The following is a 20,192-nucleotide window of genomic DNA, read 5'->3' as shown; positions in this document are numbered from 1 at the left end:
GGGAGGACAACCCATGAAAAAACCCCTTCGTTTTCTGACTGCGGCTTCCGTTGCCGGAACCCTCGCGCTGGGCTTGGGCGCTGTGCATTCCGTGCATGCCTTTGACGAGCACGAGGCAACCATTGATTACCGTCAGGGCGTGATGCGGTCCATCGGCGGCAACGTCGGGTCTATCGCCGCAGTCGTTGTCGACGGCGCCGAGTTCGGCGACAACCTCGAGATGCACACCAGGCATCTGGTGGATCTCACCGCGGACATCCCGGCACTGTTCCCGGAAGGCAGTGACTTCCCCGATACCGATGCCAAAGAGGAGATCTGGGACGACTGGGACCGGTTCCAGGAGCTTTCTCAGGACACCAAGGATGCGGCCGAGGCATTGCATGCCGCGGTTGAAGCCGGTGAAGACGACGAACTCCCGATTCGCTTCCGTAATCTGGGGCAATCCTGCCAGGCCTGCCACGACGACTTCCGCCGCGACTGATCGGTGGTGGTGACCACAAGGCGCACAGGGCCGGCCGCCTGGCTGCCGGCCCTGGCCATTGCGGCCTTTACATGGGGTTCCGTCGCACAGGCGGAGGTGGAAATCGGTGAAGAGGACCCCCAGGCCGGAGAGGACGAACGTATTGCCTACGGTGAATACGTCTTGCGCGCCGGCGGGTGTGTGACCTGTCACACCGCGGAGGAGGGCGACTTCCTGGCCGGTGGTCGGCCGATCGAAAGCCCGTTCGGCGTGTTCTACGGCCCGAACATCACCCCGGACGAAGAGCACGGCATCGGCGGCTGGTCGGAGGGCGACTTCAAGAAGGCCCTGAGGGAAGGGCGCAGCCCGAACGGGACCCATTACTACCCGGCATTTCCGTACACCGCATATACGAAGATGACGGACCAGGACGTGGAGGCGTTATGGGCCTATCTGCAGTCCGAGGTCGAGCCCGTCGCCCGCGAGAATACCCCGCACGATCTGGACTGGTTCGTGCGCTTTCGGCCATCACTCAGTGTATGGAAGTGGTTGCACTTCGAGCCCGGCGAGTTCGAGGCAAATCCTGACGAGTCCGAGGAGTGGAACCGTGGCGCCTATCTGACTCAGGCCCTGGGGCACTGCATGGAATGCCATACCCCGCGCACCCGGACGGGCGGGCTGGACCTCGAGCGTCTCGGGGCAGGGGCGCGCATGCCGGATGGCGACGTCGCACCGAATATCACGCCGGACCGGGAAACCGGCATCGGCCGATGGGGCGTGCGTCATATCGCCCGCTACCTGGAGATGGGCATCACCCGTGACGGCGATTTTGCCGGGAGCAGCATGGCCGACGTGATCGAGCACGGAACGTCCTACCTGACCAGTGACGACCGCCGGGCAATCGCGGCCTATCTGCAGTCGCTGGACCCCATCGAACACGAGCCGGACTGAACGGGACGAAGGCTGCATAAAAAAGGGCCAGGCTGCAGCGCAGACCTGGCCCTTTCTCTTTATCTGGCTCCCCGGGACGGGCTCGAACCGCCGACCTAGTGATTAACAGTCACCCGCTCTACCGACTGAGCTACCGGGGAATTGGCCGCAGATCCTAATGGGGGGCGGCCACCCCGTCAAGCTTCAATTATTGCTTCAGCGGTGGGTCGAGGCGAATTGCCTGAGCCGGTCCAGTGCCTTGTCGAGCATGTCGACGCTGGTGGCGAACGAGACGCGCACATGACCCGGGGCGCCGAATGCACTGCCGGGCACCAGGGCGACTCCGACTTCGTCCAGCAATTGCTTGGTGAGGGCGACATCGGTGTCGATGTCGGCCGCCTGCATCAGGCCGGTGACTCGTGGAAAGCAGTAGAAGGTGCCGTCGGGCATCAGGCAGTCGATGCCGTCGATCGCATTCAGGCCGTCGACCACGTGCCGCGCCCGTTCGGCGAACGCGGAACACATGGCGATCACGCAGCCCTGATCGCCATCCAGCGCGGCCTGCGCTCCGGCCTGCGCAATCGAGGTGGGGTTGGAGGTGCTCTGCGACTGGATCTTTTTCATCGCCGCGATCAGATTCTTCGGTCCACCGGCATAACCGATACGCCAGCCGGTCATCGCGTAGGCCTTGGACACGCCATTGAGCACGACGGTGCGCTCGAGCAGATCCGGAGCCACATTCACGATGTTCACAAACGGCGTGGAGCCGAAGCGGATGTGTTCGTACATGTCGTCGGTTGCGATCACCACCCGGGGGTGTTCGCGCAGCACGTCGGCCAGGGCCTTCAACTCGTCGGCCGAGTAGGCCGCTCCAGTGGGGTTGGACGGGCTGTTGATGAACACCAGGCGGGTATTCGGCGTGATCGCCGCCGCGAGTTGCTCGCCCGTAATCCGGAATCCCGCCTCCTGGGTGGCGCTGACCACTACGGGCCGCGCACCGGCCAGAAGTGCGATGTCGGGGTAGGAGACCCAGTAGGGCGCCGGGATCACCACCTCGTCGCCCGGGTTCAGCAGGGCCTGGCAGAGGTTGAAGATGCTCTGCTTGCCACCAGAGGAGACCAGGATCTGGTCACGCTCGAACGAAAGCCCGTTGTCGCGAACAAACTTGCGGATGATGGCGTCTTTCAGGCCCTGCGTACCATCCACTGGAGTGTACTTGGTTTCCCCGCGGGCAAGGGCGTCGATGGCTGCCTGCTTGATATGCTCCGGGGTATCGAAATCCGGCTCGCCGGCCCCCAGACCGACGATATCGCGGCCCTCGGCCCGCAGCTGCGCGGCCAGCGCGCTGACGGCCAGGGTGGGGGAGGGCTGGATGCGCTGAACGCGATCGGAGAGCTCGATATCCAAGGCGGGCCTCATGCGGGTTGGGCGGGGTGGGCGGCCGGGCGCGAATGCATAACCGGCCGCAAGTGGCGAAATAATACTGAAATCAGGCGCGGAGGATAAGGCGTGCAGCCAGATGAAGGCGAACAATTCAAGGTGGTATCGCAGTATCAGCCTGCCGGCGACCAGCCCGCGGCGATCCGCGCGCTGATCGATGGCATCGAGGCGGGGCTGGCGCATCAGGTCCTGCTGGGTGTGACGGGGTCGGGCAAGACCTTCACGATCGCCAACGTCGTCGAGAACCTGCAACGCCCGACTATCATCCTGGCGCCGAACAAGACCCTGGCCGCGCAGCTGTATGGCGAGTTCAAGGAGTTCTTCCCGAACAACGCGGTGGAGTACTTCGTCTCGTACTACGACTACTACCAGCCGGAGGCCTACGTCCCGTCCTCGGACACCTACATCGAGAAGGATGCCTCGATCAACGACCACATCGAGCAGATGCGACTGTCCGCGACGCGCGCCCTGCTGGAGCGCCGGGATGCGATCATCGTGGCCTCGGTCTCCGCCATCTACGGCCTCGGCGATCCGCGCAAGTACCTGTCGATGGTGCTCCACCTCCAGCGCGGGGATCGCATTGACCAGCGCGACCTGCTGCGGCGTCTGGCAGAGCTGCAGTACACCCGCAACGACACCGAGCTGCGGCGCGCCACCTACCGGGTACGTGGGGAGGTCATCGACATCCATCCCGCCGAATCCGAAATCGAGGCCGTGCGCATCGAGTTGTTCGACGACGAGATCGAGCGGCTGTCGTACTTCGATCCGCTGACCGGCGAGCAGCTGCGCACCGTCCCGCGCCTGACCATCTACCCGAAGACGCACTACGTGACCCCGCGCGAGACACTGCTGGAGGCGGTGGACCATATCCGCGACGAACTCAAGGAGCGTCTGGATTTCCTGCGCAAGGAGGATCGCCTGGTCGAGGCGCAACGCCTGGAGCAGCGCACGCTGTTCGACCTGGAGATGATCCTCGAGATCGGCTACTGCAACGGCATCGAGAACTACTCGCGTTATCTCTCCGGCCGGGCACCGGGCGAGCCGCCGCCCACCTTCTTCGACTACCTGCCGAAGGACGCGCTGCTGGTGGTCGACGAGTCGCATGTGTCGGTGCCCCAGGTGGGCGGGATGTACAAGGGCGACCGCTCGCGCAAGGAGACGCTGGTGGAATACGGTTTCCGACTGCCTTCGGCACTGGATAACCGCCCGCTGCGCTTCGAGGAATTCGAGGCCCTGCAGCCGCAGACCATCTACGTGTCCGCCACACCGGGGCCGTACGAGCGCGAGCATGCCGGGGCCATCGTCGATCAGGTCGTCCGGCCCACGGGGCTACTGGACCCGATTCTCGAGGTGCGCCCGGCGGGCAGCCAGGTCGACGACTGTCTGTCCGAGGTGCGCGACCGGGTGGAGCGCGACGAGCGTGTATTGATCACGACGCTGACCAAGCGCATGGCCGAGGACCTGACTGACTATCTTTCGGAACACGGCGTGCGGGTGCGCTATCTGCATTCGGATATCGACACCGTCGAGCGTATGGAGATCATCCGCGACCTGCGCCTGGGCGAGTTCGATGTGCTGGTGGGGATCAACCTGCTACGCGAGGGCCTCGACATGCCCGAGGTCTCGCTGGTGGCGATCCTGGACGCCGACAAGGAGGGCTTCCTGCGCTCCGATCGCTCGCTGATTCAGACCATCGGGCGTGCCGCGCGCAACGTGAACGGCAAGGCGATCCTGTACGCCGACAAGGTGACCGGATCGATGCAGAGGGCGATCGACGAGACCGAGCGCCGGCGGGAGAAGCAGATCGCCCATAACAAGGCGCACGGCATCACCCCGCAGGGCATCCGCAAGAATGTCGCCGACATACTCGAGGCCCGCAACGCTACGCCAGGCTCCGGGCGGCGTCGTGGCCAGAAGAAGGTGGCCGAGGATGCGCCCGACTACATCGACGCCCCGGAGCAGGCCGCCAAGGAGATCGAGAAGCTGGAACAGGAGATGTTCCAGAAGGCCCGCGACCTGGAGTTCGAGGAGGCCGCGCGGATCCGTGACCGCATCGAGAAGCTCAAAGCACTCGCGTTCCGCCCGGAAGCCTCGCTATCCTAAAAAGATTGCTCGGGTCACGAGCGCCAGTTGAGTACAGGTTCAATGGCTTCTCCCGTATCCCTGCCCCTGGGGCCGGTCATGCTCGATGTGACAGGCCTGGAACTGACCCCGGAAGACCGTGAACGCCTGCGCCACCCGGCGACAGGCGGCGTCATCCTCTTTGCCCGCAACGCCGGTACGCCCGAGCAGGTGAGGGCACTCACCGATGCGATACGCGCGGAGCGACCCGGCATCCTGATCGCGGTGGATCAGGAGGGTGGGCGCGTACAGCGTCTGCGAGACGGTTTCACCGCGCTCCCGCCCATGCGCGAGCTGGGGCATGTCGATGATTACGATCGCAACAAGGCCTGTGAGCTGGCCCATGCGACCGGGGAATTGCTGGCGCTGGAACTGCGCGAGGTGGGAATCGATTTCAGTTTCACGCCTGTACTGGACCGGGACATCGACGTCAGCGAGGTGATTGGGGATCGTGCGTTCCACCATGATCCCGATGTCATCGCACGCCTGGCAGGCGAGCTGATTCGCGGGCTCGCGGCCGGCGGCATGGCCAGTGTGGGCAAGCATTTCCCCGGACACGGGGCCGTCCAGGCGGATTCCCATCTCGCGCTCCCGGTAGATGACCGCCCGCTGGCCGAGATCGAGGCCGATGACATCGCGGCCTTTCGCCCGGTGCTGGGCGATCTCGATGCCGTGATGCCCGCGCACGTCCTGTACCCACAGGTGGATGACCAGCCCGCCGGATTTTCGCGGATCTGGCTACAGGACATCCTGCGCCGCGAACTTCGGTTCCGCGGGGCAATCCTCAGCGATGATCTGGCCATGGCCGGCGCCGAGGCCATCGGCAGCCCGGCCGAACGGGCCGCGGCAGCGCGTGCGGCAGGCTGCGACATGGTGCTGATCTGCAACCAGCCCGAGCAGGCCGACGCCATCCTCGAGGCGCAGGAGGGACAGCCGCTCGATGCCCAGGCATTGCGAAGAGTCGAGGCATTGCGTGCACAGTCCACTGCGCATGAACCCAGGCGAATTCACGCCCTTCGCGCTCAGCTGCATCACTGGCTCGCGGCCCGTCAGGCAGCGACGGCCTGAAACCCCGTTCCGCGGCGGGGGAGTCACTCATTGGCGCACAGGCGCTCGCGCGCCTATAATGCGCCACCGGTTTGCGCTTGAGCAGCTGTTAATATTCACACTCACCACTGAAGTTGGAGATCAAAAATGGCCGACAAGCTCCTGATCGTCATGGTTAATACCGATCCGAGCAACCCGTCTGAACTGGGTGCCCCGTTCTTCCAGGCCACCGTGGCCGCCGCGATGGAATATGACGTTGAAGTCGTCATGACCGGCCGTGCCGGCGAGCTGGCCAAGAAGGGCGTTGCCGAAAACCTGTTTGTCCAGGAAGGCTCCAGCAAGAGCGTCTACGATTTCATGAAGGACGCCCACGAAGCCGGCGTGGTGATGAAGGTCTGCACCCCGACTCTGGATCTGTGGGGCAACGACCTGATCCCGGAAATCGAAGAAACCGTGGGCGGCGCCTACGTGATTTCCGAAGCCATGGACGACGACACCGTGACCTTTACCTACTAAGGTTCTACACGTCCGTAGCTTTGCCATCCGGCCGGCCCTTGTGCCGGCCGGTTGCGTTTAAGGGCCCTGTAGGGCCCGCGCATACCGGACCCAGACCTTGCCGTCTGCCAGACGCTCGGCCAACATCCTTCCTCCACCCCCCCACCGCAGGACCCTTGATGAGCCCGGAACAGGCCCGTGCAACGCTCCGAGATGCCGACTGCCTCTATAGCCGCGATGCAGTCGAGACCGCGATCGACCGCCTGGCCGAACGCTCGGCGCAGGTGCTCAAGGACCGTAACCCCCTGGTTCTGGGCGTGATGAATGGCGGGGTCGTCCTGATGGGCGGGCTGCTGACTCGCTGGTCGTTTCCAATGCAGGTCGACTATCTGCACGCCACGCGCTATCGCGGCGGCACGCGGGGAGGGGAGCAGCTGCACTGGCTGGCGCGCCCCCAGACTCCGATCCAGGGGCGCACCGTAGTGATCGTGGATGACATCCTCGACGGTGGCATTACCCTGGAAGGCATCCAGGCTTTCTGCGAAGAGCAGGGCGCCGAGAAAGTTTATTCCGTGGTGCTGGTGGACAAGGCCAACCCGGAACGCGATCCGGCCATTACCGTCGATTTTGCGGCCCTGGAGGTGCCGAATCGGTACGTGTTTGGCTACGGGATGGATTACCAGGATTACCTCCGCAACGCACCCGGCATCTTTGCCGTCTCGAACCACTAGGGATACCCGCCATATGTCGACACCCCGTCTTGCCGTGATCGGCGGCACCGGACTGACCCAGCTGAAGTCGCTGGAGATTACCCGCAGGCAGGTCATGCATACCCCGTATGGCGAACCGTCGGGGCCGCTGGTCTTCGGGCGGCTGAATGACACGGAAATCGTGTTTCTGCCGCGCCATGGCGCACGTCACACTATCCCGCCGCACCAGGTGAACTACCGGGCCAACATCTGGGCCCTGAAGCATGCCGGGGTCGACAACGTGATTGCGGTGGCCGCCGTGGGCGGCATTACCGAATCGATGAAGCCGGGCATGATCGCGATTCCCGATCAGATCATCGATTACACCTGGTCACGCGCCAACACCTTTTTCGAAGGCGGCGACCTCGAAGAGGTCACCCATATCGACATGACCTGGCCCTACAACCAGGGCGTGCGGGAGACGCTGCTGAATGCGATTGATGACCTGTGCATCGAGGCTACGGACCGAGGGACGTACGGGGCCACCCAGGGCCCGCGGCTGGAGACGGCGGCCGAGATCGACCGCATGGCGCGAGATGGCTGCGACCTGGTGGGAATGACCGGCATGCCGGAGACGGCGCTGGCGCGCGAACTGGAGCTGAACTACGCCTGTTGTGCCGTGATCGCCAACTGGGCGGCCGGTCGTGCCGAGGGCGAGATCACCATGGACGAGATCGGCCGCAACCTGGATCAAGGGATGACGCGGGTGAAGGATGTGCTTACGCACGTTATCGAGACGCTGTCCTGAGGCGCAGGACCGGGAACGATCGTCGTTTTCGGCCAGGGGAGCAGGCGGGCTAGAACAGACAGCTGACCCTCACCGATCCCAGACTTAACATAATATGTATTATGCGTCGTAATGGGTGGCGTTAACCAAGAGCCCCTGTCACCGGATTCGCAGATTCATTGTGCTGTTCAGACCATGGCAACGCGAACGCGTGACATGCCCATTCTTCGTCAGGACCAGGTCCAGATATCCCGGCCCACTGAGTTGTACGACCCTGCAATCCACTCCGATCCCTTCAAATTCCACTTCCAGTGGCACGACGCCTTCGAATTCCACTTCCTCGACGTCGTGGATTCGGGTGACCGTGCATGTAATGGAATACGCAGTACCCTCGGGCCCGGAGGCTTGCAGGCCGATACGCGATTCGTTGGGCGATGTCGACATCGCGTGAACACCTCCAGCCAGGGGCAATCCGGCAGGGATCGCCAGGAACACGACGGATCAGGATGTCTGGCCGATCGCGGGCGTCGGGTCGGTGCAATTTCCGGCATCGCCGCCAGGCTGGCTTGAGTGCCCCTTGCGGCAATTGCAGGAATGAGGCGGCCTCCGACCGTTAATCCAACTGCAGTATGGCGGTCGGATTGGCAGCAGGCATCAGAATAACGGGTGGTTTTCCGGGAGAGCTTTGTCGGTCGTTATCAAGCGAGAAGTATGAGCCATGTGGGTGCGACTCGACCGAGGATCGCGAGCTACGCCAGTCGTTCGTCCTAAGCTCCCGGTGTGACTGATGGCGCAGGCACATCAGCTTCGGGCATTGCACCCGTTTGGTGAGGACGGTTCGGCAATTGCAGCCGCCCTCACCCCTATCGCCCCGCCCAGGGGCCAGGAGCCAGCGCGCGTTAGACGGCGCGCGCCTCGGCACGACGGCGACGCCACATCACCTGGGGTGGCGGAGCGCCCAGATGATCCTTGGCCCAGTTGATCGCCTGCGTGCGGTTTTTGACCTCGATCTTGCGGAAGATGTTGTACAGGTGGGACTTGACCGTGTGTTCACTGATGAACAGCTGCTTCGCGATATTCATGTTCGTCTCGCCTGAACCCAGCATGGCCAGAATCTCCAGCTCGCGCTGAGTCAAGCCACAGGCGGGCCGATAGGTGTTGGTGCGCTGCTGACGATACAGCCGCACCAGCCGTGTCATCAGGTGCCGGGACATCCAGAAGTCACCGTTCAGCAGGCACAGGATCCCCTTGCACAACAGGTCCAGCTGATCGGTCTTGTAAAAAATGCCCTGCAGGTACAGCACATCGAGGAGCCGGAGTGCCTCGTCCTCGCTGGGAATATTGAATCCGGCAAAGACCGTTTTTGCCCCGTCCGCGACGGCCTGCTGAACATGCCCAATGTCACGCTCGTCAAGGGAACTGGCGTCAAACAGGGCAAGGCTGTAATCCCTGAGCGTCTGGGCGACCTTTGGGGACCCAGGTTCTAGTCCCGTTACCGAACATTTGGTTTTCTCGGAAACGTACTCGATAAAAAGGGCCGACTGGGGGGATGCCGACGTTACAATCAGTACTTGTGAATCATCGTTTGAATCGTTCATGACGTCACCTGCTCTCCACATTTGAACCATTGATATTGGAAAGACGAGGCGGGTCCGAGTCAACCGATTAGATTTTTCAGACTTACCTCGGGTGCCCTTCCGATGGGCCTAGTACCAACTGCGTATGCGCACTTTTAGAAAGTATATAGACACAGGTCCGATGGTCCGTCAAGCACAGCGCGATGAAACTCATCCAACGGGCATACAAAGTGATTAGACGGCGTTAAGGCCGATGTGTGGCGCGGTCGATACCCTCGGTCATCACCTCGACAAGGAAGTCGATCTCATCCTCCGTGATTACGTAGGGCGGCATGAGGTACGAGACATTGCCCAATGGACGCAAAAGCGCACCTCGACCAAGGGCATACCGGTAGATTTCCAGGCCTCGACGTTCCTGCCAGGGGTAAGGCGTACGGGAGGCCTTGTCTTGTACGAGTTCAACCGCCGCAATCATGCCGTGTTGTCGCACGTCGGAAACATGGGGGTGATCCATAAGCGGAGCAAGACGTTTGGAGATGTGGGAGGCCAGCCCCTGGTTCCGCTCAAGAACGGGTTCTGTAGTAAAAATGTCGAGCGTGGCCAAGGCAGCACGACACGCTAAAGGATTACCCGTGTAAGAGTGCGAGTGGAGAAACATATTGAGTTTCTCATAGTCATCATAAAAGGCGCGGTAGATTTGCTCCGACGTCAGCACAGCTGCCATGGACAGGTAACCGCCTGTCAGCCCCTTGGAAAGGCACATAAAATCCGGGATGACCGGCCCCTGCTCGCAGGCGAACATGGTGCCCGTGCGCCCAAAGCCCACCGCGATCTCGTCTGCGATCAGGTGAACGCCATAACGGTCACATGCAGCACGAAGCAGGCGCAGATATTCAGGGTCGTACATACGCATGTGCCCTGCGCACTGCACCAAGGGCTCCACGATGACCGCACAGACTTCATCCGCGTGTTCCGCGAGTGCGGCCTCCATATAGATGAACTGGCGCCGAGCCACATCGGCACAGGTCTCCCCGGGCTCGCGCTCGTAGCAGTCCGGAGCCGGTACGGTGATGACATCCAGCATCAGGGGCTTGTAGGTGGCGCTGTAGAGCGGGACATCGCTGACGGAAAGTGCGCCCAGGGTCTCACCGTGGTAGCTGTTCGACAGCCGTATGAACCGGGTCTTTTCGCTCCGGCCGCTGTTCAGCCAGTAGTGGAAGCTCATCTTGAGCGCGACCTCCACGCCGGCACTGCCGTTGTCCGCCAGGAAGACCCGGTCGAGTCCATCGGGGGTGAGGTCGATCAGCCGCTCACACAGCTCCACGACGGGTTCATGCGTACAGCCCGCAAGGATCACGTGCTCGAGCTGGTCCAGCTGGTCGCGCACCGCGGCATTGATTCGCGGGTTTGCATGGCCGAACAGGTTGACCCACCAGGAGCTGATGGCATCGAGGTACCGATTGCCGTCGAAGTCGTACAACCAGACGCCCTCCCCGCGCTGAATCGGGAGCAGGGGCAAGGTCCCCTCCTCTCCGTAATCCTTCATCTGGGTACAGGGGTGCCATAGGGCACGCAGGTCCCGGCGTTTGAGCTGTTCGTTATCCATGCGGTGAACTCTTTGGCGCTGTGGGCCCCTAGCCGCCGGAAACGCACCGGAGGGACCAGTTTTCGATGGGCGGAAAGTAGCAGGGGGTCCCTGACCGGACAAGGCATCGCGCATGCGCCCCGGGATTCAGCCGGCCCCCTCTTCTGAGGTACCCTTTTCTGCCGGCCAGGAGGATCCCATGCATCCCGAATTTCCGCAGCAGGACATCATCCATCTGAACCACGCGGCGGTCGGCGCCTGGCCGAGGCGTACGGAAGAGGCCGTTTGCGAGTTCGCGCGCGAGAACGTACGCCAGGGCTCGAAGGACTATGGCCGATGGCTCAAGCAGGTGGATGCGACGCGCGAGCTGGCACGCGCCCTGATCGGGGCCCGCGACGCGGCGGATATCGCCTTCGTCAAGAACACCTCGGAAGCGCTGTCGATGGTGGCCTTCGGCCTGCCGTGGTCGGAGGGGGAGAACATTGTCTTTCCCGCTGGGGAGTTCCCGTCCAACCGGGTCGTCTGGCACGCGGCGGGTGAGCGGTTTGGCATTGAGGTACGCGAGGTCAAGGTGGGTGATGAACCCGAACGCGACCTGCTGGCTGCCTGCGATCGCCGGACACGGCTGGTCGCGACCAGCGCGGTGCGCTATGACTCGGGCATCCGCGTGGATATCCAGGCACTCGGGGCAGAGCTGCGCGCCCGCGGGATCCTGTTCTGTGTCGACGCGATCCAGCACTTGGGGGCGCTGCCCTTCGACGCCCCGGGTTGCCACGCGGACTTTGTGATGGCGGATGGCCACAAGTGGATGCTGGCACCGGAGGGGATCGGGATCTTCTACGTCAATCCGGAGGTTCGCGACCAGCTCCGGTTACAGGAGTACGGGTGGAACATGCTGGCGCACGCCGGCGACTTCGCGAATCCGAGCCTGACCCCGGCCCCGTCGGCACGCCGTTTCGAACCGGGCAGCCACAACATGCTGGGCATCCATGCGCTGCATGCCAGCCTCTCGCTGCTCCTGGAGGTCGGGATCGAGAACATCGACCACGACATCTGCTTCCACTGGCACCACCTGGCCGAGGAGCTGGAGGCGATGGGGTGCGAGGTGCTTACGCCGCGTGGCCGCCGCGCGGGGATCCTGACTTTCCGGCCCCCTGCGGCGGATCTCGACGCCGTCTATGCGCGGCTTCAGGCCGGCGGAGTCCTGTGCGCGGTACGGGGCGGGGGCATCCGCTTCTCGCCCCACTACTACCTGACGGATCAGCAGATCGGGCGTGCCCTGGATCAGGTGAAAGATGCGCTTGGGATCGCGGCCTGACGGGCCGCAGGGATCGGATGCTCAGAACGTGTGGGTCTTGCGGTCGGAATTGAGCATGCCGCCCAGGTGTTCCTCGATCCGTCGGTGCGTCACACCCTTGTCGGACTTGTTGAACTGCACGCCAATGCCGCGCAGGCGGTTGCCCTGCGCCCTGGGCGGCGTGATCCACACGACCGTGCACGGGGTCGGCAGGCGGTCGGAATCCTCCAGCAGAGACAACAGCAGGAAGACCTGGTCCCCGAGCTTGTAGGATTTGTCCGTGGGGATAAACAGCCCGCCGTTGGTCACGAAGGGCATGTACGCGGCGTACAGCGCCGGTTTTTCCTTGATTGCCAAGGTCAGCATGCCCTGCCCGGCCATGTTCCCTCCCGTGACGGTGTCTGGACTCGCGAGTATCCCCTATCCCGCGTGGCGCGCGCCACCCCCCCTTTGGGGCCTCGCTGTCAGCGTCGCCCCAGCGCGAGCGCGATGGTCTCGCTGCGAAGCGCCGGATTCAGGTTTGCGCCACTCTGGCGTTGCCACTCCAACGCCTGCTGCGCGAGCCATGCGAGACGACGCGCGCCCCGCGCGCGTGCGAAGTCCAGCAGCCGCTCACGCGGGAACTGCTCGCCAAAGGCATCCAGCTGCCCCACAAGTAGCAGGCGCTGCGCCGACAACAGCAAGGCCTGCAGGCGAGGGATCAGGCGTTCCGGCACGCTGCGCTGCAGGGCAGCAGCGGTGGAATGCAGATCCGCCGCACTCAGGAGCCCCGTCAGGATCTGTCGATCGGTCTCCCAGGCCTCCAGCGCCGCGGAATCGGTCAGGATCTCCCGCGCCAGGAGCGGACGATTGAGGCTCGCAGCATAAGCCTCCGCGACTCGTTCATACTGATCGGTTTCAGCCGCAAGCCACTCGTGGACCTGTTCTATCGAGGGACAGGCGACATCGACTTGCTGGCAACGACTCCGAATGGTTGCGGGGAGGCTGGCCGGACGCGCTGCCTCGAGAAACAGCGTGGCCCCGGCGGGAGGTTCTTCCAGCGTCTTGAGCAGGGCATTGGCTGCGTTGACGTTCAGTGCGTCGGCCGGACGGATAATCAGCGCGCGCAGCGCCCCGCCCGAGCCACTCAGGGTGAGGAATTCCGTGGCGTCGCGTACGGCATCGACCAGGATATCCTTGCCGGGCTCGGCGGGCTCCAGTAACCGTACCTCCGGGTGCACGCCGCCCTCCAGGCTGCGACAGGCGTTGCACTCGCCGCAGGCGGGTTCATCACTGGACACACGCTGACACAGCAGGCTCTGGACCACGCTGGTCGTCAGCAGGGCCTTGCCCACCCCGGGGCTCCCGCTGATCAGAACCCCGCTGGGGAGCCATCCATCCCGCCCGCGCAGCACGAGCCGCTGGCGGATGGGTTCGAGCCAGGGTGGCTGGGTCGACATCAGGCGCCCCGGGGCATGATCTTGGTGCGCCACTCTTGCAGCGCCTGACGAACCCGTTCCGCCACCTGTTCAGGATCGGCATGCCCATCAATAATCCGGTAGCGATCCGGGTAGGCGCGGGCCCGCTCCAGGTAGGCCTCACGCACCCGTGCGAAGAAATCCAGCGCCTCGCGCTCGATGCGGTCCCGTCGACCCCGCTGCACGGCGCGTTCCAGCCCGGTGGCCGGATCGATATCCAGCAACAGGACCAGGTCGGGCCGCAGATCGCCCTGCACCCATTCTTCCAGCCGGGCCACGCGCTCTATCCCCAGTCCTCGCCCTGCACCCTGATAGGCAAAACTGGCGTCGGTAAAGCGATCACTGACTATCCAGCGGCCCGCCGCGAGTGCAGGCCGTATCACCGAGGCGAGATGTTGCGCACGGGCGGCAAACATCAACAGCAGCTCCGCCTCCGGACACATACCGGGAAGGTCGGGATCGAGCAGCAACCCCCGCAACCGCTCGCCCAGCGCCGTACCCCCCGGCTCACGCGTGCATTCAGGCTCGATGCCCATGGCGCGCAGGGCCTCCACCACCGTGGCGAGCTGCGTGGATTTGCCCGAGCCTTCGATGCCTTCCAGTACCACGAAGCGTGCATTGCTGGATGCGTCGGTGGTCATTGGCGGTTCCGGATACCGTAGCGGCTGCCATCGCCGCCGAGTTGATAGCGAATTACGGCCTGGCGATGCTCGCGATACGTTTCGGAGAAGTGGTGCGTGCCGTCGCCCCTGGAGACGAAGAACAGGTCGTTCGTCTCGGCCGGCTGCGCGGCCGCCTCGATCGCCGCTCGTCCCGGCAAGGCGATGGGGGTCGGTGGCAGCCCGGTGCGAGTGTAGGTGTTGTAGGGGTGATCGCGCTGGAGCTCGGCGCGGGTGAGCCGTTGCACGCCGGGCTCCTGGACATAGAGCAGCGTCGGATCGGTCTGCAGCAGCATCCCGCGGCGGAGCCGGTTCACGAACACGCCTGCGACTCGATCACGCTCCTCGCCGCGGCCCGTCTCGCGTTCGATGATCGAGGCCAGGATCAGGAGCTCGTACGGTGACTCGACCGGGTGGTCCTCGATGCGGGAATCCCAGGCAGAGTGCAAGGTGGCATCCATCGCGCGGTGCGCGCGCCGCAACACATCCAGGGCATCGGTCCCCGAGCCAAAGAAGTAGGTGTCCGGCAAGAACCAGCCTTCGGGATGCTCCAGCTCTTCGAGGCCCAGCGCGTCCAGCAGGTTATCGACCCCGACGGATTCGGCTGGTCCTTCGATCTCGGGATGCTGGCGCAAGGCGCGCAGGGCCTGAGCAATCGTCCAGCCTTCCGGGACGGTCAATCGATGCTGGACGACCTCTCCACGCGCCATGGCGTGCAGCAGGCTGCGCGGGGTCGCACCCGCGTCCACCGCGTATTCGCCCGCCTGTAGCCGCGGTGCCAGTCCCTGGCGCCGCCCGTACAGCTCGATCATCCAGGCTTGCTCGACCCAACCGCGCCGCTCGAACTCCTTGCTCACCTGACGCAGTCCTTGCCCGCGTTCAAGCTGGAACCGCTCTGTCTGGTCGAGCGCCAGTGGCTGGTTGAGATCCTGGTAATAGCGATCGGCAAACCACCAGCCTCCAGCCATCACGCCGACCAGCACAATTCCGATGATCAGACCACTAATCCGCTTCATGGAGCGCCATACTCAGAACCCTAACCGGGTCATCCTGCCACGCCGTGTCCGGCATGTCCGTTTCGATCAGGCGGGCTGGGTGTAATCCCAGGCGCGCATTGCTGACATAAAGCCCGTCCACCTGATCCAGCGCCTGCGGTTCCACGCTCTGCTCGTGCACGGCGAAGCCACAGGAAGCCGCATGGTCAAATATCCAGGCCCTGCGCGTACCCGCGATCCCCGCCTCGTCCACCGGGGGGGTGAACAGGTCCATCCCCTGACGCCACCAGAGATTGCCTTGCGTGGCGCTCACCAGCCGCCCCTGCGTATCGCAAACGACCGCCTCGTCCCAACCGGCCTCCCAGCTTTGCCGGATCACCACCTGCTCCAGGCGGCTCGTGTGCTTGAGCCCTGCCAGCGCGGGCTGAATCGCCATGGCGACCCGCGACCAGCCCATACGCAGTGGCTTCGGTTCGGCACCGCGAGACTGACGCAGCACGGGACCCGCGGACACAATCCTCGTCATCTCCACATTTTCGGGTGGCGCGTAACCCCGGGGCCCCTGCCCCCTGGTCACAGTAATGCGCGCCATACGCTGCCCCTCTGGCGCCACCTGCTGCAGTTCCTCGCGAAGGAGCGCTGCGTCAACGCGCGGAAAGCCGAGTCGTTTCAGTCCCCGTTCAAGCCGTGCGACATGATAAGGCCACAAGCGTGGCTGGCCGCCCTCCATCATGATCGTCTCGAACAGACCGTCGCCCAGCAACAGACCCCGATCGTCGCCCGGCACACAGCTCTCGACGCCGTTCACGAGGATCACGCCTCCTTCTCCAGTGCATCCAGCAGACCATGGGCCTTGTGGCGGGTCTCGGCGAGTTCACGGTCGGGATCCGAGTCCGCCACGATGCCCGCGCCGGCACGAAAGCGCAGTTCGTTGCCGCGCAGCACCAGGGTACGGATCAAGATGTTGGTATCCATGCGCCCATGCCGGCTCAAATAGCCACAGGACCCGGTGTACGCCCCCCGGGGCGCGCCATCCTCGAGCTCCTGAATGATCTGCATGCTCCGTATCTTGGGACACCCGGTAATCGTCCCGCCCGGAAACACGGCTCGCAGCACATCGCCCGCGCGTGTCCCGGGCTTCAACCGCCCCACGATACTCGAGACGATGTGATGGACCCGTCGGTAACTCTCGACGGTCATCAATTCGGCTACCCGCACGCTCCCGGCGCAGGCCACCCGGCCGATATCGTTGCGTTCAAGGTCGACCAGCATCACGTGCTCAGATCGCTCTTTAATATTGCCCTTTAGCTCACTAAAAAGAATGGAGTCTTTATCCACATTGTCATCCCGGCGGCGCGTGCCGGCGATCGGCCGCGTCTCGACCTCGCCGTCGTCCACAGACACCAGACGCTCGGGCGATGAACTGATCACCTGACCCTCGGGAAACTGCAACCAGGCGGCGAACGGTGCTGCATTTGCGCGCCGCAGGCGGGCGTACAACGAAGCCCCATCGAGTGCCTCTGGGCTGGTGGCCTTCCACTCGCGCGACAGATTCACCTGAAAGGTATCGCCCGCTCGAATGTACTCAAGTCCCTGCTTCACCGCCTCGCGATAGCGCTCGGGCTTCTCCTCGTCGATCACGAGCTCCGGCAAGGCCCCTGGCACCAGCACATCCTCCCGGCACAACTCGACATCGGCCCGCATCTCCGCGAGCGGGTCGGGCCCCTCCTCGCTCACCAGAAAGGTCTGATCGTCGTGGTGATCCACAATGATGGCGGCGGGAAAGCGGATGGCCCGGGCGGTGGGCAGCCAGGGATCCGCGCGGCAGCGGCCCAGGGCCGGTTCCAGCTGCCATGCCCATTCATACCCTAAATAGAGAAACCAGCCGCCGAGAAAAGGCAGATGGTCATAACCCGGCTCGATTTCAGAGGAGGCCCTTGAATCGCTCAGGTCCTGATCGAGCACGGCCAACAGATCGTCATCCGTTCGGGCATCGACCGTTACACCCGGAAAGGCGAACAGGATGGAGTAACGAGCCGGCGCCTGACCAATCAGGGCCGACTCGAGCAGGTGGGGATAGCGCTCCGGAAAGCGCCGGGCCAGGGGCGCCAGATCGATCCCGCGCCCCAGGCGTTCGACTGCCATATGGGCGGACTAGAGGGTGCGGAACACCAGGGTGCCGTTCGTGCCCCCAAAACCGAAGGAGTTCGACAGGCCGACCTTCGTGTTCATCTCACGCGCCTCGTTGGCCACATAATCCAGATCGCAGCCTTCACTCGGGTTTTCGAGGTTGATTGTCGGCGGAGAGACCTGATCGCGAAGCGCCAGTGCCGTGAACACACCCTCGATGCCACCCGCCGCTCCCAGCAGGTGTCCGGTCATCGATTTGGTGGAATTCACCAGCAACTTGTAGGCGTGGTCGCCAAAGGCCTTCTTCAGGCCCTGCGTCTCGGCCAGGTCGCCCGCGGGGGTGGAAGTACCGTGGGCGTTGATGTAGCCCACCTCTTCCGGGTTCACGCCGGCATCTTTCAGTGCGCGAAGCATGCACTTGGCGGCCCCCGCGCCATCTTGAGACGGCTGCGTCATGTGGTAGGCGTCAGCGTTCCAGGCAAAACCGGCGACCTCGCAGTAGATATGAGCCCCGCGCGCCTTGGCGTGCTCGTATTCCTCGAGCATCATCACGCCGGCACCGTCGCTGAGCACAAAGCCGTCGCGATCCTGATCCCAGGGGCGCGACGCCCGCTCGGGGTCGTCATTCCGGGTCGACAGCGCGCGCGCCGCCGCAAAGCCGCCGATCCCCAGTGGCGTCGTGGCCATCTCGGCTCCGCCGGCCACCATCGCATCCGCATCGCCATAGGCAATCATCCGAGCCGCATCGCCAATGTTGTGCGTCGCGGTCGCGCAGGCCGACACGATCGAGATGTTCGGGCCCTGCAGGTTGCGCATGATGGAGAGATTACCCGCCACCATGTTGATGATGGCGCTGGGCACGAAGAACGGCGAGATCTTGCGAGCACCGCCCTTGAGATAGGCGGCATAAGACCGTTCGATATACGGCAGGCCCCCAATGCCGGACCCAATCGCGACCCCGATGCGGTCCGCGTTTTCCTCGGTTACTTCCAGACCCGAGTCGTCCAGCGCCTGAATCCCCGCGGCCAGACCGTAGAGGACGAACGTGTCCATCTTCTTCTGGTCTTTCGTCGGAACATAGTCATTAGCGTCGAAGTCCCGCACGGCTCCGGAAATCTTGACCGGCATCTCCGATGCATCGAACACGTCGATGGGAGAGATGCCGCTCTTGCCGGCCTTGATGTTGGACCAGGCCTTGTCGATGGTAGAGCCGACCGGGGACACAATGCCCAGTCCGGTAATCACGACACGTCGCTTAGCCAATGATGTTCTCCTCGGAAAGACTGAAATACGCGCTCAACGAAACGACGAAGGGCCACTCTGCTCGCAGAGAGGCCCGTCCGCGTCCTGTTCGAGCGCCCAGGGGGGCGCCCAATCAGTCCTTCATGTGCTCGTTGATGTAGTCGATCGCCTGCTGCACGGTGGTGATCTTCTCCGCCTGCTCGTCCGGGATTTCCGTCTCGAACTCTTCTTCGAGCGCCATCACCAGTTCCACGGTGTCCAGCGAGTCGGCACCCAGGTCGTCGACAAAGGCGGCACTGTTGGTGACGTCCTCTTCCTTGACGCCCAGCTGCTCGACAACGATCTTCTTGACGCGTTCTTCAATGCTACTCATGGTTCAGAAATCCCCTTCCAATTGAGGCGGCTTCGTTTGAAGGTTCGCCATTCTAGAGAAAAGCCCGGCTGCGTTCCAGGGAGACGCGAACCTCTCGGGCCTGCGCGGGACCGAGGGCCCCGCGGGTTGATCAGTGCATGAACATCCCGCCGTTCACATGCAGTGTTTCGCCGGTGATGTAGCCCGCCTCCTCGGAGGCGAGAAAGCCCACGGCAGCCGCGATCTCATCCGGCGCGCCCAGGCGCCCCAGCGGGATCTGGCCCAGCAGGTGTTCCTTGGTCTCGTCCCCGAGTTCGCGGGTCATATCGGTATCGATGAAGCCCGGCGCGACCGTATTGACGGTGATGTTCCGGCTGCCCACCTCGCGCGCCAGCGAGCGGGCGAATCCCGCAAGCCCCGCCTTGGCCGCGGCGTAGTTCGTCTGGCCGGCATTGCCGGCGGAACCGACCACCGAGCCGATCAGAATGATCCGCCCGCGGCGCAGCTTCATCATGCCTTTCAGCAGGCGCTGCGTCAGCCGGGCGGCGGAGGACAGATTCGTGTTGATGATCGCATCCCACTCCTCGTCCTTCATCCGCATGAACAGGTTGTCGCGGGTAATGCCGGCATTGTTCACCAGCACCTCCACCGGTCCTTCCTGCTCCTGGATACCCGCCAGACCGGTCGCGACCGAATCGGCGTCCGTGACATCCATAGCGATACCGCGCCCGTTCCATTCGGACAACGCCTCGCTGATGCGCTGGGCGCCGGATTCGCTGGTCGCGGTTCCCACGACCTGCAGGCCCTGCTCCGCCAGACGACGGGCAATGGCCGCGCCAATGCCGCGGCTGGCCCCGGTCACCAGGGCCACTCGTTTGTTATCGGACATCATTCGCCTTCTGTAATTGGACGTACTGGGAATCGAGTGT

Annotated in this window: 21 protein-coding genes and 1 tRNA gene; 8 read left to right on the top strand and 14 right to left on the bottom strand. The window is 63.7% G+C overall.

All coding sequences use genetic code 11. The features are described 5' to 3' along the window. Positions 1-13 precede the first annotated feature (13 nt). Together F468_RS0108550 and F468_RS0108545 are read left to right on the top strand one after the other, a co-directional pair. Entirely contained in the window at positions 14-481 is a 468-nt protein-coding gene (locus tag F468_RS0108550; RefSeq protein WP_026278835.1) for a cytochrome c, read from the top strand. 3 nt (positions 482-484) lie between these two features. Next, on the top strand, positions 485-1,411 hold the full coding sequence (locus F468_RS0108545; protein ID WP_018994961.1) for a c-type cytochrome: 927 nt from the start codon (positions 485-487) through the stop codon (positions 1,409-1,411). A 64-nt stretch (positions 1,412-1,475) separates the two neighbouring features. On the opposite strand, the gene F468_RS0108540 is transcribed toward F468_RS0108545, so the two are convergent. Both F468_RS0108540 and F468_RS0108535 read right to left on the bottom strand, forming a co-directional pair. Continuing rightward, positions 1,476-1,551: transfer RNA gene (locus F468_RS0108540), tRNA-Asn, on the bottom strand. Positions 1,552-1,606: 55 nt separating this feature from the next. Continuing rightward, positions 1,607-2,797 carry a pyridoxal phosphate-dependent aminotransferase gene (locus tag F468_RS0108535; protein WP_018994960.1) on the bottom strand — a complete coding sequence of 397 codons (1,191 nt, stop codon included), beginning with the start codon at positions 2,795-2,797 and terminating at the stop codon, positions 1,607-1,609. Between the two features lie 102 nt (positions 2,798-2,899). Here F468_RS0108535 and uvrB point away from each other — a divergent pair, with 102 nt between their 5' ends. The 5 genes from uvrB to F468_RS0108510 all read left to right on the top strand — a co-directional run bounded on the left by uvrB (position 2,900) and on the right by F468_RS0108510 (position 7,990). Further along, complete coding sequence (gene uvrB, locus F468_RS0108530; RefSeq protein WP_018174347.1) at positions 2,900-4,933, top strand: excinuclease ABC subunit UvrB; 2,034 nt, start codon at positions 2,900-2,902, stop codon at positions 4,931-4,933. 78 nt (positions 4,934-5,011) lie between these two features. Continuing rightward, positions 5,012-6,019, top strand: coding sequence for a beta-N-acetylhexosaminidase (nagZ, locus tag F468_RS0108525; protein ID WP_018649503.1), 1,008 nt, complete (start codon positions 5,012-5,014; stop codon positions 6,017-6,019). 126 nt (positions 6,020-6,145) lie between these two features. Next, positions 6,146-6,514: a DsrE family protein gene (locus F468_RS0108520; protein ID WP_012982643.1), complete on the top strand. Its 369-nt coding sequence runs from the start codon at positions 6,146-6,148 to the stop codon at positions 6,512-6,514. 158 nt (positions 6,515-6,672) lie between these two features. Then, entirely contained in the window at positions 6,673-7,224 is a 552-nt protein-coding gene (locus F468_RS0108515; protein WP_018994959.1) for a hypoxanthine-guanine phosphoribosyltransferase, read from the top strand. Between the two features lie 13 nt (positions 7,225-7,237). Then, on the top strand, positions 7,238-7,990 hold the full coding sequence (locus tag F468_RS0108510; protein ID WP_018174350.1) for an S-methyl-5'-thioinosine phosphorylase: 753 nt from the start codon (positions 7,238-7,240) through the stop codon (positions 7,988-7,990). Between the two features lie 138 nt (positions 7,991-8,128). Here the strand turns inward: F468_RS0108510 and F468_RS14665 are convergent, their stop codons facing one another. From F468_RS14665 to F468_RS0108495, 3 genes are all read right to left on the bottom strand, one after another. Then, complete coding sequence (locus F468_RS14665; protein WP_018139431.1) at positions 8,129-8,413, bottom strand: hypothetical protein; 285 nt, start codon at positions 8,411-8,413, stop codon at positions 8,129-8,131. A gap of 455 nt (positions 8,414-8,868) precedes the next feature. Next, positions 8,869-9,567: a LuxR C-terminal-related transcriptional regulator gene (locus F468_RS14660; protein WP_038038767.1), complete on the bottom strand. Its 699-nt coding sequence runs from the start codon at positions 9,565-9,567 to the stop codon at positions 8,869-8,871. Positions 9,568-9,790: 223 nt separating this feature from the next. Beyond that, entirely contained in the window at positions 9,791-11,152 is a 1,362-nt protein-coding gene (locus tag F468_RS0108495; RefSeq protein WP_018994958.1) for an adenosylmethionine--8-amino-7-oxononanoate transaminase, read from the bottom strand. A 178-nt stretch (positions 11,153-11,330) separates the two neighbouring features. Between F468_RS0108495 and F468_RS0108490 the strand changes: the two genes are divergently transcribed. Continuing rightward, positions 11,331-12,449, top strand: coding sequence for an aminotransferase class V-fold PLP-dependent enzyme (locus tag F468_RS0108490; RefSeq protein ID WP_018994957.1), 1,119 nt, complete (start codon positions 11,331-11,333; stop codon positions 12,447-12,449). Between the two features lie 21 nt (positions 12,450-12,470). Here the strand turns inward: F468_RS0108490 and F468_RS0108485 are convergent, their stop codons facing one another. From F468_RS0108485 to fabG, 9 genes are all read right to left on the bottom strand, one after another. Continuing rightward, on the bottom strand, positions 12,471-12,809 hold the full coding sequence (locus F468_RS0108485) for a PilZ domain-containing protein (RefSeq protein ID WP_018139427.1): 339 nt from the start codon (positions 12,807-12,809) through the stop codon (positions 12,471-12,473). Positions 12,810-12,892: 83 nt separating this feature from the next. After that, positions 12,893-13,900, bottom strand: a complete 1,008-nt coding sequence (locus F468_RS0108480) for a hypothetical protein (RefSeq protein ID WP_018139426.1) — start codon at positions 13,898-13,900, stop codon at positions 12,893-12,895. After that, positions 13,867-14,526: a dTMP kinase gene (gene tmk, locus F468_RS0108475; RefSeq protein WP_018994956.1), complete on the bottom strand. Its 660-nt coding sequence runs from the start codon at positions 14,524-14,526 to the stop codon at positions 13,867-13,869. The genes F468_RS0108480 and tmk overlap by 34 nt, the downstream gene beginning before the upstream one ends. Then, entirely contained in the window at positions 14,523-15,560 is a 1,038-nt protein-coding gene (gene mltG, locus F468_RS0108470) for an endolytic transglycosylase MltG (protein WP_018174353.1), read from the bottom strand. Before mltG ends, tmk begins: the two co-directional genes overlap by 4 nt. Continuing rightward, positions 15,547-16,356 carry an aminodeoxychorismate lyase gene (pabC, locus tag F468_RS0108465; protein ID WP_018174354.1) on the bottom strand — a complete coding sequence of 270 codons (810 nt, stop codon included), beginning with the start codon at positions 16,354-16,356 and terminating at the stop codon, positions 15,547-15,549. Before pabC ends, mltG begins: the two co-directional genes overlap by 14 nt. Then, entirely contained in the window at positions 16,353-17,684 is a 1,332-nt protein-coding gene (locus F468_RS0108460) for an aminodeoxychorismate synthase component I (protein ID WP_018994955.1), read from the bottom strand. Before F468_RS0108460 ends, pabC begins: the two co-directional genes overlap by 4 nt. A 9-nt stretch (positions 17,685-17,693) precedes the next feature. Further along, positions 17,694-18,914 carry a beta-ketoacyl-ACP synthase II gene (gene fabF / locus F468_RS0108455; protein ID WP_018139421.1) on the bottom strand — a complete coding sequence of 407 codons (1,221 nt, stop codon included), beginning with the start codon at positions 18,912-18,914 and terminating at the stop codon, positions 17,694-17,696. Between the two features lie 130 nt (positions 18,915-19,044). Then, positions 19,045-19,284, bottom strand: a complete 240-nt coding sequence (acpP, locus tag F468_RS0108450; protein ID WP_012982657.1) for an acyl carrier protein — start codon at positions 19,282-19,284, stop codon at positions 19,045-19,047. Between the two features lie 130 nt (positions 19,285-19,414). Further along, positions 19,415-20,152 (bottom strand): 3-oxoacyl-ACP reductase FabG, encoded by a 738-nt coding sequence (gene fabG / locus F468_RS0108445; protein WP_026182229.1) that lies wholly within the window; start codon positions 20,150-20,152, stop codon positions 19,415-19,417. Positions 20,153-20,192 lie beyond the last annotated feature (40 nt).

The sequence above is a fragment of the Thioalkalivibrio sp. ALJ2 genome, from assembly GCF_000378325.1.
Lineage (GTDB): Bacteria > Pseudomonadota > Gammaproteobacteria > Ectothiorhodospirales > Ectothiorhodospiraceae > Thioalkalivibrio.
The sequence above is the reverse complement of the archived record's forward strand: the minus strand, read 5'-3'. Positions and strand labels throughout refer to the sequence as shown.

Excerpts from the sequence above, each read along its gene's own strand:
- F468_RS0108550 (WP_026278835.1), top strand. The coding sequence starts at position 14 with ATGAAAAAACCCCTTCGTTTTCTGACTGCGGCTTCCGTTGCCGGAACC.
- nagZ (WP_018649503.1), top strand. The coding sequence starts at position 5,012 with ATGCTCGATGTGACAGGCCTGGAACTGACCCCGGAAGACCGTGAACGC.
- F468_RS0108520 (WP_012982643.1), top strand. The coding sequence starts at position 6,146 with ATGGCCGACAAGCTCCTGATCGTCATGGTTAATACCGATCCGAGCAAC.
- F468_RS0108515 (WP_018994959.1), top strand. The coding sequence starts at position 6,673 with ATGAGCCCGGAACAGGCCCGTGCAACGCTCCGAGATGCCGACTGCCTC.
- F468_RS0108510 (WP_018174350.1), top strand. The coding sequence starts at position 7,238 with ATGTCGACACCCCGTCTTGCCGTGATCGGCGGCACCGGACTGACCCAG.
- F468_RS14665 (WP_018139431.1), bottom strand. The coding sequence starts at position 8,413 with ATGTCGACATCGCCCAACGAATCGCGTATCGGCCTGCAAGCCTCCGGG.
- F468_RS14660 (WP_038038767.1), bottom strand. The coding sequence starts at position 9,567 with ATGAACGATTCAAACGATGATTCACAAGTACTGATTGTAACGTCGGCA.
- F468_RS0108495 (WP_018994958.1), bottom strand. The coding sequence starts at position 11,152 with ATGGATAACGAACAGCTCAAACGCCGGGACCTGCGTGCCCTATGGCAC.
- F468_RS0108490 (WP_018994957.1), top strand. The coding sequence starts at position 11,331 with ATGCATCCCGAATTTCCGCAGCAGGACATCATCCATCTGAACCACGCG.
- F468_RS0108485 (WP_018139427.1), bottom strand. The coding sequence starts at position 12,809 with ATGGCCGGGCAGGGCATGCTGACCTTGGCAATCAAGGAAAAACCGGCG.
- tmk (WP_018994956.1), bottom strand. The coding sequence starts at position 14,526 with ATGACCACCGACGCATCCAGCAATGCACGCTTCGTGGTACTGGAAGGC.
- mltG (WP_018174353.1), bottom strand. The coding sequence starts at position 15,560 with ATGAAGCGGATTAGTGGTCTGATCATCGGAATTGTGCTGGTCGGCGTG.
- F468_RS0108460 (WP_018994955.1), bottom strand. The coding sequence starts at position 17,684 with ATGGCAGTCGAACGCCTGGGGCGCGGGATCGATCTGGCGCCCCTGGCC.
- acpP (WP_012982657.1), bottom strand. The coding sequence starts at position 19,284 with ATGAGTAGCATTGAAGAACGCGTCAAGAAGATCGTTGTCGAGCAGCTG.
- fabG (WP_026182229.1), bottom strand. The coding sequence starts at position 20,152 with ATGTCCGATAACAAACGAGTGGCCCTGGTGACCGGGGCCAGCCGCGGC.